The 13934-nt window shown below is 38.4% G+C and carries 16 protein-coding genes and 1 pseudogene; 9 read left to right on the forward strand and 8 right to left on the reverse strand.

Annotated features, from left to right (window positions below):
* Nucleotides 1-97: 97 nt before the first annotated feature.
* Nucleotides 98-763: a uracil-DNA glycosylase gene (locus tag AB657_RS03475; protein WP_047247779.1), complete on the forward strand. Its 666-nt coding sequence runs from the start codon at nucleotides 98-100 to the stop codon at nucleotides 761-763.
* On the opposite strand, the gene AB657_RS03480 is transcribed toward AB657_RS03475, so the two are convergent.
* Nucleotides 753-1187: a hypothetical protein gene (locus AB657_RS03480; RefSeq protein ID WP_047245222.1), complete on the reverse strand. Its 435-nt coding sequence runs from the start codon at nucleotides 1185-1187 to the stop codon at nucleotides 753-755. The two genes, AB657_RS03475 and AB657_RS03480, sit on opposite strands and share 11 nt — an antisense overlap.
* 361 nt (nucleotides 1188-1548) lie before the next feature.
* Between AB657_RS03480 and AB657_RS03485 the strand changes: the two genes are divergently transcribed.
* Nucleotides 1549-1977, forward strand: a complete 429-nt coding sequence (locus tag AB657_RS03485) for a response regulator (RefSeq protein ID WP_047245223.1) — start codon at nucleotides 1549-1551, stop codon at nucleotides 1975-1977.
* Between the two features lie 9 nt (nucleotides 1978-1986).
* On the opposite strand, the gene AB657_RS03490 is transcribed toward AB657_RS03485, so the two are convergent.
* The 5 genes from AB657_RS03490 to AB657_RS03510 all read right to left on the reverse strand — a co-directional run bounded on the left by AB657_RS03490 (nucleotide 1987) and on the right by AB657_RS03510 (nucleotide 6035).
* Nucleotides 1987-2835, reverse strand: a complete 849-nt coding sequence (locus AB657_RS03490; RefSeq protein WP_047245224.1) for a substrate-binding domain-containing protein — start codon at nucleotides 2833-2835, stop codon at nucleotides 1987-1989.
* Nucleotides 2832-3704 carry a nucleoside phosphorylase gene (locus tag AB657_RS03495; RefSeq protein ID WP_047245225.1) on the reverse strand — a complete coding sequence of 291 codons (873 nt, stop codon included), beginning with the start codon at nucleotides 3702-3704 and terminating at the stop codon, nucleotides 2832-2834. The genes AB657_RS03490 and AB657_RS03495 overlap by 4 nt, the downstream gene beginning before the upstream one ends.
* Before the next feature lies 1 nt (nucleotide 3705).
* Complete coding sequence (locus AB657_RS03500; protein ID WP_047245226.1) at nucleotides 3706-4638, reverse strand: DUF1835 domain-containing protein; 933 nt, start codon at nucleotides 4636-4638, stop codon at nucleotides 3706-3708.
* A 116-nt stretch (nucleotides 4639-4754) separates the two neighbouring features.
* Nucleotides 4755-5081, reverse strand: a complete 327-nt coding sequence (locus AB657_RS03505; RefSeq protein ID WP_047245227.1) for a translation initiation factor — start codon at nucleotides 5079-5081, stop codon at nucleotides 4755-4757.
* Between the two features lie 3 nt (nucleotides 5082-5084).
* Complete coding sequence (locus tag AB657_RS03510) at nucleotides 5085-6035, reverse strand: isopenicillin N synthase family dioxygenase (RefSeq protein WP_047245228.1); 951 nt, start codon at nucleotides 6033-6035, stop codon at nucleotides 5085-5087.
* A 132-nt stretch (nucleotides 6036-6167) separates the two neighbouring features.
* Here AB657_RS03510 and AB657_RS03515 point away from each other — a divergent pair, with 132 nt between their 5' ends.
* The 3 genes from AB657_RS03515 (at nucleotide 6168) to AB657_RS03525 (ending at nucleotide 9501) form a co-directional block, all read left to right on the forward strand.
* Nucleotides 6168-8144 (forward strand): alpha-ketoacid dehydrogenase subunit alpha/beta, encoded by a 1977-nt coding sequence (locus AB657_RS03515; protein ID WP_047247780.1) that lies wholly within the window; start codon nucleotides 6168-6170, stop codon nucleotides 8142-8144.
* 148 nt (nucleotides 8145-8292) lie between these two features.
* Nucleotides 8293-8775, forward strand: coding sequence for a lipocalin family protein (locus tag AB657_RS03520; RefSeq protein WP_047247781.1), 483 nt, complete (start codon nucleotides 8293-8295; stop codon nucleotides 8773-8775).
* A 30-nt stretch (nucleotides 8776-8805) separates the two neighbouring features.
* Nucleotides 8806-9501, forward strand: a complete 696-nt coding sequence (locus AB657_RS03525) for an OmpA family protein (protein ID WP_047245229.1) — start codon at nucleotides 8806-8808, stop codon at nucleotides 9499-9501.
* A 221-nt stretch (nucleotides 9502-9722) separates the two neighbouring features.
* On the opposite strand, the gene AB657_RS03530 is transcribed toward AB657_RS03525, so the two are convergent.
* The gene (locus tag AB657_RS03530) at nucleotides 9723-10661 is read right to left on the reverse strand and encodes a TerC family protein (RefSeq protein WP_047245230.1); all 939 of its coding nucleotides are present in this window, start codon (nucleotides 10659-10661) and stop codon (nucleotides 9723-9725) included.
* 291 nt (nucleotides 10662-10952) lie between these two features.
* Here AB657_RS03530 and AB657_RS03535 point away from each other — a divergent pair, with 291 nt between their 5' ends.
* A complete protein-coding gene (locus AB657_RS03535; protein ID WP_047245231.1) occupies nucleotides 10953-11309 on the forward strand; it encodes a hypothetical protein in 357 nt (118 codons plus the stop codon).
* Nucleotides 11310-11315: 6 nt separating this feature from the next.
* Here the strand turns inward: AB657_RS03535 and hpf are convergent, their stop codons facing one another.
* On the reverse strand, nucleotides 11316-11618 hold the full coding sequence (hpf, locus tag AB657_RS03540) for a ribosome hibernation-promoting factor, HPF/YfiA family (protein WP_047245232.1): 303 nt from the start codon (nucleotides 11616-11618) through the stop codon (nucleotides 11316-11318).
* A gap of 181 nt (nucleotides 11619-11799) precedes the next feature.
* On the opposite strand from hpf, the gene AB657_RS03545 reads away from it, so the two are divergent.
* The 3 genes and pseudogenes from AB657_RS03545 (at nucleotide 11800) to AB657_RS03555 (ending at nucleotide 13721) form a co-directional block, all read left to right on the forward strand.
* Entirely contained in the window at nucleotides 11800-12132 is a 333-nt protein-coding gene (locus AB657_RS03545) for a hypothetical protein (protein WP_157491563.1), read from the forward strand.
* A 117-nt stretch (nucleotides 12133-12249) separates the two neighbouring features.
* Nucleotides 12250-12714, forward strand: a pseudogene (locus AB657_RS03550) (DUF4251 domain-containing protein); the annotation flags it as partial.
* Between the two features lie 593 nt (nucleotides 12715-13307).
* On the forward strand, nucleotides 13308-13721 hold the full coding sequence (locus AB657_RS03555) for an HYC_CC_PP family protein (protein ID WP_047245235.1): 414 nt from the start codon (nucleotides 13308-13310) through the stop codon (nucleotides 13719-13721).
* Nucleotides 13722-13934 lie beyond the last annotated feature (213 nt).

Genomic DNA, 13934 nt, shown 5'->3' on the forward strand with positions numbered 1-13934 from the left:
ATGGGTGCCCGTAATCCTTTTTTGTTTTTTGATGAGAGAGGTCGTTTGTATCGTTTTGCGTGGTAAAATCCATAAGTTTGTCAAAAAAAACAGTAAAATGCCCGTTGATATTCATCCAAGTTGGAAAGAGAGATTGCAATCTGAGTTCATAAAGCCTTATTTTACTGAACTTACCGAATTTGTAAAAAACGAATACGCCCAACATACCTGTTACCCAAAGGGAAGCGATATATTTTCTGCCTTTGACCATTGCCCGTTCGATAAAACCAAAGTGGTCATCATTGGGCAAGACCCTTATCATGGTCCCGATCAGGCGAACGGACTCTGTTTTTCGGTTAAGGACGGCATTCCCCACCCACCATCATTGGTCAATATTTTTAAGGAGATAGAGACCGATATAGGGGTGTCCTACCCAAAGAGCAGCAACTTGGAAAGATGGGCCGATCAAGGGGTGTTATTGTTAAACGCAACCCTTACAGTGCGGGCACACCAAGCTGGGAGTCACCAAAAAAAGGGTTGGGAAACCTTTACCGATGCCGTAATAAAAACAATATCGGATGAAAAAGAAGGGGTGGTTTTCTTGCTGTGGGGCGGTTTTGCGAAGAAGAAAGCGACCTTGATAGATAAGAACAGGCATCACATACTAACTTCGGGGCACCCCTCTCCCTTAAGTGCCAACAGAGGGTATTGGTTCGGTAACAGGCATTTTAGCAAGGCCAATGAAATTTTAGGCCGTAATGGCCAGTTGCCTATCAATTGGTAAGATCTATGTCCGCAATGGCATCCATACGCGCCTTTTGTGGTTTTGGAGGTAAAGGTTGAATAAAGGGTTTTACCCGCATATATTCTTGCCATCTATACTGTTCCAGTACTTGGCCCATTTCGGTGGTTTCTTTACTGGAGAGGTTTTTTAATAAAGTGTATTTGGCGGCCTCTGAAAGACTATCATCTTCTTCGATAGCCTTTTTTTTCACTAAGTAACGGGCGACCGTTTGTCGGAATTCGAGTGCTTGATCGGTACCCATTACCAGATAAGGTTGGTACTCGGCCGTTATATCAATGGCCTTGGAGCGTATTTTATAATCAATTTTAAGGGCGTATAAGGTTTGTGCCCTGGTAACGGAATAGGTACTGATGAATAGGATAAATAAAAATACTTTAAAAAATGGTATCTGTTTGGTTTTCATGTTTTTAAAATCTTTTTATTCAACAATAAGATTATGCGGAAAATAACACTCTAAATTAATAAATGGTAGTTTTATTTGTCAAGTATATTTTTCTTAAAAAATCTTAAGAAGTTGTTTAAGCCCATGTATTGCCTGAAGCGGTATTGGTGAATTGGGCAGTTTGGCATAAAGCATTGTAGTGGACCTGGGCAAATGTATGAAACCTTATAATGGTTGGTGTTTATTGGTGTTTTGAAGTCTTGTATAATTTTTTTATCGGTACGTACAATAAATATGTCATTTGGGTAGTTTTCTAATTAGTGTTTTCGTTAAAAATAGGTAAGAAAATACTGAAACTAACAATAAAGTAAAAACTACTAACATGAAAAAATTTGATCACTTAAGCTCTATCTTGTTGATAGACGATGATGAGGCAAGCAACTTTCTTCATTCTATTTTCATTAATAAACTAGGCTTGGATATTGAGATAAACTCAGCTCTTAATGGTCAAGAAGGTTTGGATTTTATTCTAGATAAAGGTCTGGAAAAATTGTCGTTGCCCTGTATGGTAATGTTGGATTTACGAATGCCGGTCAAAGACGGTTGGGAATTCATGAAAATGTACGAGGAGCAAGTGCCTCAAAAATTAAAAGACCAAATAGTTATTGTTTTGGTTACCATAAGTGATAACCAAGAGGATAAGGATAAGGCCATTGCGAATCCACATATTGTAGATTTTGCCCAAAAACCACTGTCTGACAGTACTTTTAGAAAACTAATCAATAAGCATTTTGAGTTAGAATTGGTCTAACCCCCTAATTTATTGGAGCAAGAAAACATCGGGAGCCAATTTCTTTTCTATAAGATCTAGGTTTAAGAGTGTTTGCTGTACTTTTTCGAGTGTTTCCTCTGGAAGTTGCTTTTGGCTCCATGTAGTGATGCCCATCCATTCTTGAATGTCTTCTAGCTGTTGTTGGTATCTATTCGCTAATGTTTTGTCTATACTCGGAATATTTTTAAATTCCGTCGTGTACAAATTAATGACTTCAACTATGTGTTGAACAAGGCTTTTGTGGGCATTTAGGAATTTGTTGGTACCTACAAGCATAAAACAAGGCCATGGGGTAGGGCAGTCTCCCAATCTTCTAAAAACACCTGTGTCCACCAATGGTTTGGTGGTAAAATGCTCCCACATAAAGTAATCGGCATCTCCATTTCTGAGACCCTTTACCGCTCCTTCAAGGTTGTTAATGACCTCAAATTGTAATTCAGCCGGATTCCATCCCTTGTTCTGGGCCTGTACAAAGGCCATTAAATGACTTCCGCTACCGTACCTGCTAATAGCTACTTTTTTGTTCTCTAGGTCGTTTAGTGTATTAAAATCGCTATCTGCAGATACATGTACGCCCCATAATAGGGGAGAGGCGATATATTCTTGGACAATTTTAGCGGAATTACCTTCGGTAATGCTTTTTATGATTCCTTCGGTTAAGATGATAGCGAGGTCTGTTTCTTCATTGGCCAGCATTTGGCACATTTTACCGGTCCCTTCAGGAACATCCGTCCATTGCAAATCGATACCCCTTTGTTCAAAAGCACCTTCTTCGATGGCCAGGTGCCAGGGTAGATTAAAGTGTTCGGGAACACCGATAATTTTTACGGATTTCAATTGGATGTAAGTTTTTGAAGTGTGAATTTAATAAGTTTTTCCACCGATTCGGAAGGGTTTTTCGAAAACGTACCTGCTACCCTGTTTGCCAATATGCAGTTTAGGGATATGGCATGGTGACCCAAGAGTTTAGATAAGGCATAAATACCCGAAGTCTCCATTTCCAAATTGGTTATTTGGTGTTTGTTGTGTCTGAAACTGGATAGCACGTTGGTAAAATCATCAATAGAGGGAGAGAGTCTTAGCTTTCTTCCTTGCGGACCGTAAAACCCTGTATTGGTGGCGGTAAAACCTAATCGTATACGATTATCGCTAAACTTTTTTGCCAATTCTTTATCAAAATCTATGATATAGGGCCTTGCTTTTTTTTCTGACCATTGCGAATGGGCAACAAAGGCATTTTCTATTTCCTGATATTGTTCGTAATCATTTTCATAGAAATGCAGCAACCCGTCAAACCCCATGGCATACTCGCTTAGTAGCCATGAATCGATAGGGATTTCGGGTTGTATCGCTCCCGACGTGCCTATCCGGACAATTTGTAATCGTATACGATTTTCTTTAAGTGTTTTGCTTTCAAAATCGATGTTTACAAGAGCGTCCAGTTCATTAAGTACAATATCTATATTGTCTGTTCCTATACCCGTAGAGATTACACTGATCCGTTTTCCGTTCAGTACACCGGTGTGTGTCAGAAATTCTCGTTTTCCCTTTTTTAATTGGATAGTATCAAAGTGTTTTGAGACTTCTTTTACACGTTCGGGGTCACCTACCGTAATAATGGTGTGTGCAATGTCTTGTGGTAATAGGTTTAGGTGGTAAATGCTTCCATCGGCATTTGTGACAAGCTCTGAAGGGCTCAACGACATGTTACAGCTTTAAAATTCTGTTGGAGTCCGTGTTGTATAGAAAATTGTATTTTAAGGCACCACCCAGGTAAACATCGTTATCCTGTATACAGGAATAATAGTTGGTCTGTTGTTCCAGTATTTGTTTTCCCTTTTTTGATAGCCTTACGGGATTCATGGAGGTGAACAATGGTTTTAGTCTTTGCAGTGCACGTTGGTATTGTGTGTCGCCAAAACCAAGATTGCCCTGGTTACTTAGAATGGTATTAAGAAAATCGGTCTTTGATTTAGGTTTTTGATCCAGTCCAACGCGTAAAATGTTGTTTTCCATTTCGTTGAGTCCGTTGGCGATACTCGGAAAACGTTTTAGGTGTGTTTTTATGGCATCTCCTAAATAATCGAAATGATAATCCTCAAAATCCGTTAAATTTTCAAGTCTGATAGGATTGTTGCTACAATATAATTGCCATACATAATCGGCATACTCGATATCGTCTTGGTTTAAGACAACCCTATTGTTGTATTTATTAAGAAGTTGCTCGTCGGAAAGTTCGTTTAAACTGTATAGTTTATCGGTTTTATCCTCTTTTCCGCTACATACGAGTGATATCTCTGCGTATTTGCGATGGGTGAGCAACCAACTGATTACTGCCAACATATTAATTTGGCAAAAAAGGTCGTATTCGAACCATAGCACTATTTGATCTTGCTGTTTGTGGTTGCAAAGTGACCTGTATTCTTTTAAAGTTTTTTCTATAAACCAAGATTTGGATACTTTGTAGTTCTTGTTAAGAAATTCAAACCTGGTTTTCCAAAAAGATTCGCTGCCTACATTGGTCAACGTTTTTCCTTCACAGAGCATTTCTCGCCATGTAATGACATCGCCCTTAAGATTAAGCTTGTTTAGACGTTCCGTAAAACTGTCTCCATTTGTAATGTGTAGAAGGGAACTCATTTTCCGGTGTTATTTTTTTGGTTGAATTGTTAAAAGTAAGGTTAAAAGTAAAAAAACAAAAGATTTTAACATAAAAAGACGCAACCCTAATAAGTAACGGTTACGAAGTCAGTATTTTAACCTCCTACACGCTTTACTTTAAAGCCTTTTTCCTTTAAAATAACCATGATCTTATCTCTGTAATCCCCTTGTATTATAATACGGTCGTCTTTAAAACTGCCACCTACACTAAGTTTGGTCTTAAGTTCCTTGGCCAACTTTTTAAAATCGCTGTCGGCCCCGGTATAGCCCTCTAGAATGGTAATGGGCTTTCCTTTTCGTTTTTCATACTTACAGATGATAGGGTCGTCCTGAAGCCAGATATCGCTCTTTTCTTCGATTTCTTGGGATTCTTCCGGTTCGTGGTCCGGAAACAGGTTTTTTAATTGATCTTTTAAGTCCATGAATTATTTTTTGATCAAACCAAGTTCTATCAATCTTTGGTGGAGAAATTCTCCGGCCGTTATATCTTCAAATTGCTTGGGGTGGTCCTCATCTATACAGTGCTCAAGGCAATTCAACGGCATTTCGCTGATCGGGTGCATAAAGAAAGGTACCGAATACCTGGAAGTGCCCCATAGTTCTCTCGGCGGATTTACCACTTGGTGTATGGTAGATAATAATTTGTTATTGGTAAGCCTCGACAACATGTCGCCGACATTGATCATTAATTGGTCGGGTTTGGCGATGGCGTCTACCCATTCGCCCTTATGGTTCTGTACTTGTAGGCCTTTTCCATGAGCTCCCATTAAAAGGGTAATAAGGTTAATGTCCCCATGTGCCGCGGCCCTTACCGCATTCTTTGGCTCACTGGTAATGGGTGGGTAATGTATAGGTCTTAGAATGCTATTTCCGTTTTTAATATAGTTGTCAAAATAAGTTTCTTCGAGTTCTAAGTGCAAAGCCAATGCCCGTAGCACATATTTTGCCGTTTTCTCCAACATTTTATAGGTTTCCTTGCCTACTTCATTGAATTTTGGCAGTTCTTCGACGATGACATTGTCAGGGTATTCAGCCTCTAGTTTTGGGTCATCTTCTACATATTGCCCAAAATGCCAAAACTCCTTTAGGTCCCCTTCTTTTCTTCCTTTTGCATGTTCTTTTCCAAAAGAGGTATAACCACGCTGTCCCCCAATACCCTCAATTTCATACTTATCCTTTATTTCTTGGGGCAGGTCAAAGAATTTTTTGATTTCGGTATATAGGTTGTCTACAAGTTCATCTGATAAAAAATGCCCTCCTAGGGCAACAAAACCTATTTCTTCAAAAGCAGCTCCTATTTCATTTACAAATTTTTGCTTTCGCTTTGGGTCTCCTGAAATAAAATCATTCAAATCAACACTTGGCACTAAACTCATATCTTGTTGTTTTATCAATAGGGAGTAAAATTACAAATAATTGAGCAGATCTTATACTGTTATGACAGCAACAGTTTGATGGCTTTTTTGTTACATTTATGCCTAAATCTTAAAAATAAGGTAGCATTACAGATGAACTTTGATACTTATCAAGTAGATGACCAAACTAAAATAGGGCTCTACAAGGCTATGTTAAAGCCCAGACTGATAGAAGAAAAAATGTTGATTCTTCTAAGGCAGGGAAAAATTTCCAAATGGTTCAGTGGTATTGGTCAAGAGGCTATTTCTGTAGGTGTGGCCAGTGCCTTACAAAAAGATGAGTACATTTTACCTATGCATCGCAACTTAGGGGTTTTTACGACCCGCGATATTCCATTGGTTAGATTGTTCTCGCAATGGCAGGGAAAAGAAAATGGGTTTACCAATGGACGGGATAGAAGTTTCCATTTCGGAACCCAAGATTATAAGATTGTTGGTATGATATCTCATTTGGGCCCCCAATTAGGGGTTGCGGATGGTATAGCCTTGGCGCATCTACTTAGAAAGGAGCAAAAAGTAACGGCGGTTTTTACCGGGGAAGGAGGTACCAGTGAGGGTGATTTTCATGAGGCGTTGAACGTAGCGGCCGTGTGGGGCCTACCGGTTTTGTTCTGTGTAGAAAACAATGGCTACGGACTTTCTACTCCCGTAAACGAGCAGTTTAAATGTGAGCATATAGCCGATAAGGGTGTTGGATACGGAATAGAATCACATATTATAGATGGAAACAATGTTCTTGAGGTCTATGCCAAGGTAGATGAACTGTGCCGAGATATCAGGAAAAATCCGAGACCGGTATTGTTGGAGTTTAAGACCTTTCGCATGCGTGGGCATGAAGAAGCGAGTGGAACAAAATATGTTCCTAAAGAGCTAATGGAAGAATGGGGCCGTAAGGATCCGTTGGATAATTTCTATAATTATTTATTGGAATCAAAATTGATGGACCCTGAGGAAGAAGCCGGTTTTAGGGCGGAAATAATACAGGAAATAGAAGAACATCTGCAAGAGGCATTTAATGCGCCCGATATTTCTTATGATCAAAGTAAAGAAATAGGTGATGTACACAAATCATTTGATTTTAAAGAAATTAAACCTATCGAAAAAAGAACCAATATACGACTGGTGGATGCTATTTCTGATGGACTTAAAGCCGCGATGGAGAAGTTTGACGACCTTGTGGTCATGGGGCAAGATGTAGCCGAATATGGAGGAGTCTTTAAGATTACGGACGGTTTTGTCGACCTATTCGGGAAAGAGCGGGTGCGTAATACCCCCATTTGTGAATCTGCCATTGTCTCCGCGGCCATGGGACTGTCCATAAACGGAATGAAAGCGGTAGTGGAGATGCAATTTGCCGATTTTGCCAGTACCGGATTTAATCCGATTGTAAATTATTTGGCAAAAACCCATTACCGATGGGGCGAAAAAGCCGATGTCGTGATTCGTATGCCATGTGGAGGAGGAGTGGCAGCCGGACCTTTTCATTCGCAGACCAATGAGGCCTGGTTTACTAAGACACCGGGGTTAAAAGTGGTATATCCCGCCTTTCCGTCAGATGCAAAGGGATTATTGGCCACGGCCATCGAAGACCCGAATCCTGTACTGTTTTTTGAACATAAGGCACTGTATAGAAGCGTTTATGAAGAGGTGCCCGTTAATGCCTATAACATACCTTTTGGTAAAGCGAATTTACTTAAGGAAGGAAACGATATAACCGTAGTAAGTTATGGAGCAGGGGTGCATTGGGCCTTAGATACATTAAAAAAACATAGTCATATAAAAGCGGACCTACTCGATTTACGGACTTTACAGCCCTTGGATATAGAGAGTGTCTACAGGTCGGTAAAAAAAACGGGTAAATTGATCATTCTGCAAGAAGATAGCCTTTTTGGGGGTATTGCCAGTGATATTTCCGCTTTGGTGACCGAAAATTGTTTTGAGTTTTTGGACGGCCCCATTAAGAGGGTCGCCAGTTTGGAGACTCCCATACCTTTTAATTCGGAATTGGAGCAGCACTACTTGCCCAAAACAAGATTTGAACACGATTTGTTGGATCTATGGGCCTTTTGACATTACCGTCAATAAATTTTTGAAAAGCGGCTATCCTAATATTTACTTTTTCGGAACTTTGCACGAAACTTGACAAAGTTACGTTTGTTAAACACGTCCAAGAATGGAATGTGAAACGTATATAGGAAAATTAAAAAATATCTTTTTTATGAAAAAAGCAGTAGTATTTTTAGGGGCATTAGCAATTATATTGTCTTCTTGCTCCATATCAAAGGATGCAAGGTCAAAAAGAAACTTACTTAGTGGAACTTGGAGTTTGAACGATGTGTCTTTTGAAAACAACACCGGTAATTTTAAGGCAGTTTTATTTAATGATGTAGAAGACATATGTCTAGAAGGAAGCGAATGGTTCTTTAGGGACAATAATAGTACAGGTCGTTACACGATAGCCCCATCTACACTTTGTAATGGAGGAGATAGGTATATAAGATGGTCGGTAGTGGAACGTGAGGAAAATTACACCAGCCAGTTACAGTTTAAGTTTATAGATGAAAAGAACAAGGATATCTCCGGTGGACTTGGGTATCGTTTAAATATAGAGTCGTTGACCGAAAATGCCATGACGCTTAAGTCTAACGTAACTGTCGACGGAGAGCCCGTGACCGTTGTTTATAGTTTTACAAAAAAATAATCACCCCCATAATCATTTAAAAAGTACAAGATGAAATCAAGAATACTGAAGAATACGAGTTATGTATTGGCTCTTGCCTTGGTAATGAGCTGTAGTACCATTAAAAATGCAAACAAAACACAAAAAGGAGCTGCTATCGGAGCTACAGGTGGTGCCGTAATAGGAGGTATCATAGGAAATAATGTAGGCGATGGCAACAATACGGCACTGGGTGCTATTTTAGGAGCCGTTGTTGGTGGTGCCGCCGGTGGATATATCGGTAATAGAATGGACAGGCAAGCCGAAAGGATCGAAGAGGAGATTCCTGGAGCGGAAGTTAAAAGAGTAGGTGAGGGTATCAATGTAACTTTCAACGAGGATGCCGGTGTCTATTTTGATACCAATAAGTCGGATGTAAAAGGAGCCTCTGCTTCTACATTGAACAAATTGGCCGGTATTTTTAAAGAATATCCAAATTCGAATATTTTGGTAGAGGGCCATACCGATAGCGCCGGCTCAGATGAGTATAATATGAACCTTTCGAAACAGCGTGCACAATCTGTCACAGATTATTTGATCGCCCAAGGTATTTCACCGACCAGGTTTACGACCAAATGGTATGGCGAAACGCAACCTGTTGGCGATAATTCCACTGCCGAGGGAAAAGCCCAGAACAGAAGGGTGGAGTTGGCGATCATTGCCAGTGAAGAGCTTAAAGAGGAAGCAATACAGAATACAAAGGGATAAATAAACTCCCTTGCTCTAGAAATAAAATCCCCGCTATATGTGGGGATTTTTTTTGTCTGTAAAGCAACCCGAATCTAAAAACATTAAAATAAAGCGGGGTGTATCAGGAGGTTTTTGGGTATGGAAAGTTACACCTTAAACCTTGTACTTGCCTGCGAATATACTTATGGGTATATTTTTTAATGTAAAAAGATTTTCAGTAATGATAATTGTATAGGGAATTATTCTTTTTCTGGAATGAGCAAGGATGCCAAAATACCTGAGATCAACGATACGGAAATTACGGTCAGCGAAACCCATTCCGGTAGTTCCAAATAGTGGGAAAATAGCATCTTTAGTCCTACAAAGGCCAGAATAACCACAAGACTATAATTTATAAACCTGAATTTTTCCAGCATTCTGGAAATTAAGAAATACATGGAGCGTAAACCCAATATGGCCAAAATATTGGAACTAAAGACCAAAAATGGATCTGCGGTAATTGCCAGAATGGCCGGAATACTGTCCAACGCAAAAAGGATGTCCGTCAGTTCTATAACGATCAAGGCTACAAATAGGGGAGTGGCCGCCTTAACGCCCATTTTTCGAACAAAGAAATCGTGTCCGTTAATACTCGTAGTAACAGGATATACCTTTTTTAGTTGTTTAAAAACAAAAGAATCTTTTGGATTAAAATCGCTGTCATCGCTCTTTAACATTTTAAAGGACGTATAAAGCAAGAATACACCAAAAACGTAGATCACCCATTCAAATTTAGTAATCAATGCCACGCCAAAAAGAATCATGAGCGCCCTAAAGACGATGGCTCCTAAAATACCCCAAAATAAAACCCTGTGTTGGTAGATAGGTGGTATTCTAAAGGAAGAGAATATTACGGCGATCACAAAAACGTTGTCCACACTTAAGGATAGTTCTATCAAATAGCCGGTGATGTACTTAAGTACGGCATTGTTGGGCGTTAATCCTGTAGGGTTTTCAACATATCCGTTAGAAAAAAGCCAGTAGATGACACCACTGAAAGCGAAGGCAATGGTCACCCAAATTACCGTCCATATGCCGGCTTCCTTCGACTTTATAACATGATCGTTCTTATGAAAAACTCCAAGGTCCAGTGCAAGGAAAACAAGTACACATGCAACAAAAATTATCCAAACAACCATAAAATGCTTTTTATTTAAGCCCCCGAAGGTACTAAATTTCGACGTTTTCTTAAATGATTTTAATCAATTCAGGTAACTGGTACTTCAAGAATGTTCTGGATAGGGGAGTGCGGTAGCCTATTTATATATAGGTATAAAAAAGGGGGGTATGAGCAGGGGATTTTCAGGATGAAAGGATATGGAAAATGGATGAAAGGCATGGTAATATCGATAGAATGCATATCGCTTGGTAAATAGGATGCTTTTTTGAAAAATTGACTAGTTTTATTGTAGAACACTATTTACGCACGAATGAAAAATAATAACCAATGGGCCATTTTAGGCCTAATGGTCTTGGTATGCGGTATTTTCGGCATGTCGGGACAAGAGACGGTCAAAAAAGAGGTAAGGGTAGAGAAGTATACGTTGATGGACAAGTTTGAACCCGAGTATGTGCTACCTGTAGATCAAAGAATTAAGTTAAAGAAAAATAGGATAGCCCATCAGAGGCATACCAAGCAGATTCTTGATACCTTGGATATTTCGGATAGAAAAAGAAGAAGACTGATAAGGGAGTTAAAAAGAAGTCCTTTTTCAGAAAAGGTACAACATATAATCACGGCCGAAACCCAATTCGAGGATTCGGCCGATGATATGCTAGAAAATTAAAGACTTTTAATGTGATTGCATTTTAGCTTTTCGCTTCTGAAGCTGTCTGTGCAAGTCGTCAACAGATTCGCTTATAGAGGCTTCGAAACTGCTGTTGCTGGCTTCTGCAAACAATCTGGGACCCGGTGCGCTTAAGCGAATGTTACAGATCATTCCAGTGTCTGGAGAAGAAGTGTTTTCTTTTTTAAAGAAAACATCCGCCCGTACGATAAAGTCAAACTTATCCAATAATTTTTCCAGTTTCTTGGCGGCCATAATCTCTAAACGATTACTGGCCTTCACATCGTCATACTCAAAATTGATATTCATAACTTTTATTTCTTTAAGATTAAATTACGTAAATCTTTGTACATATCATATGTAAAGAATCAATAAAAATCATTTTCCTAGTTTAAACTTGTGTTAAACATTGAAAATGTGATATTTATCAGTTTAAAGTATGACTTATTTTCCGTAATTTAAAGAGGTAAAACTTCAAAACTCTATGGTTATGGAAATTCATGATACACAGTTGGGCAAAATTGACAAAAAGGCTTGTTTTGTATGGATTGATAGAAGCTATAAAGGGTTGCAGTCGATTAAACAAAAATTGGATTCTTACTTATTTGAGCCCACCACATATTCACAATACGAAGAAAAAGAGCAGATTACGGCCAAAATGGAAGCTGTAGAGGAGGGGCATTTGGAGTTGTTGACATTGCTAAAAAGCGGTAAGAATATCTTAAAAGATCATTTGACCAAGGTGAGGCACCAGCTGAAAGAAGCCAAAAGATTGGAAGAAAGTATTAATAGGTATATAATGATGACACATTCTAAGGTGTAGATTTCTTTTAATATTTTGTATGTATGAAAACACTTTGCGGTATTTGTATGTTTTTTTTTTCTTGTAGGGTGTTCCAGCAGCTCAAAGGTTGCATACACGACATCTGAACTCAATAATTTTAAGGACCTAATAGAAAGTAAATCTTATTCTTTTGGAGCCCACAGTGCGCATCCTATGGTGAGTAATAGCTTAAATGCCATATCCAATGCAGGTTTGTTGCCGATAGGAAGTACGGCAGGTAACATTCAATTGACAAAAAAGGGAAATTATCTGAAGATTGAAGGGGATACGGTTGCTGCTAACTTATCTTATTACGGTGAACGGCAATCTGGTGGTAGCTATGGAAAGGATGCTGGAATTGAGTTTAAGGGTGTTCCTGAGAAGTATGAGGCAATTTTTGATTCATCGAACAATGAATACACCGTTAAATTTGAAATTTCGGAGAAATCGGAGAATTATAATGTTGTTTTGACCATGTTTCCAAATCGGAATGCCAGGCTTTACGTAAACAGTTCGCAACGCAATGCCATCAGTTATACGGGCGATATTGAAGTTATTGCTAGTAACAATCAGGATTTATAAGGTTATAAAGAAGGAAGGTTTAGGTTGTGGACAAACTCATACCAGTGTAGCTACTTAAAAACTCTATTTTACATAATATAAATTATAGTACAGATTGGTATATGTCGTAAAACGGCGCATGCTTGCATTTTACATAATTGCAGATATAGCGCCTTTAGGTCTATATCGTCAGCCATTATGTAAAAGCCGTTTTACTGGAATGCTGAAAATATCTGTAAGCCATAATTCTATTATGTAAAATATCTCTCACATTTGTAGCTTTTAAGCGAATTACCAACAGGGTCGTCAACCTGTTTAATTTACGCTACAAGAAAATTTTGCACACAAAAGAAAATGTATTCCAAACTTAGAAATTCCGCAACCCTCACGACAAACCTTTCGTCTGTACTCATAATTAGTCGTTATGTAAAATTACTCATGGGATCTATTGTTTTTCATAGGTATTCGTGAATGCTACGCATTTGCCGCTGCCAAGCGCTCGATTGTTTTTTTAAATCTAATCGATCAGGCAATTCATTTTACACACAATTATCCATGGAATTAACATAATTTTAGATTGATGTTATAGATATTTCATAACTTTGTAACTACTTATGAAACAAGTATTCCATAAAATAATGTCTTTAGCAATGGCTTTTGTAGTGTTATTCTCTACAATGTCATTTACTATGAATATGCATTATTGCGGAGATACTTTAGTCGAGACTGCTATTTTCCATAAAGCCAAAGGTTGCGGTATGGAAATGGAAAAACCTTCTACTGAAGGATGTGCTATTACCAAGAAAAACTGTTGTAATGATGAACAATTGGTAGTTGATGGTCAAGACGAACTACAATTACAAGTTGACAAAATTTCTTTTGAACAACAAGTTTTCATTGCCTCATTTGTTTATACCTATATTAACCTTTTTGAAGGTTTAGATAACAATGTATCTTCTTTTGAAGAATATGAACCACCACTCGTCGTCAGGCAAATCTTCAAGATTGACGAGACTTATTTAATTTGATTTTTAAACAATAGACTGTGTTATCCTATGGCTTTATGTCATAAGGATAATTTGTTGTATTCGGTGTTTTCTTAATACCGAATGAATTTTAAAATGATTGATAGTGAATTTGAATTATATTTTCTTTAGATGAAATAGAAAATATAAGCATAGCCAAAGTTACGGTTCTATTTTATATTGAAATATAAAGGAAATAGAAACGAATTCAATCGA

Source organism: Maribacter thermophilus (assembly GCF_001020565.1).
In the GTDB taxonomy this organism is placed as follows: domain Bacteria; phylum Bacteroidota; class Bacteroidia; order Flavobacteriales; family Flavobacteriaceae; genus Maribacter; species Maribacter thermophilus.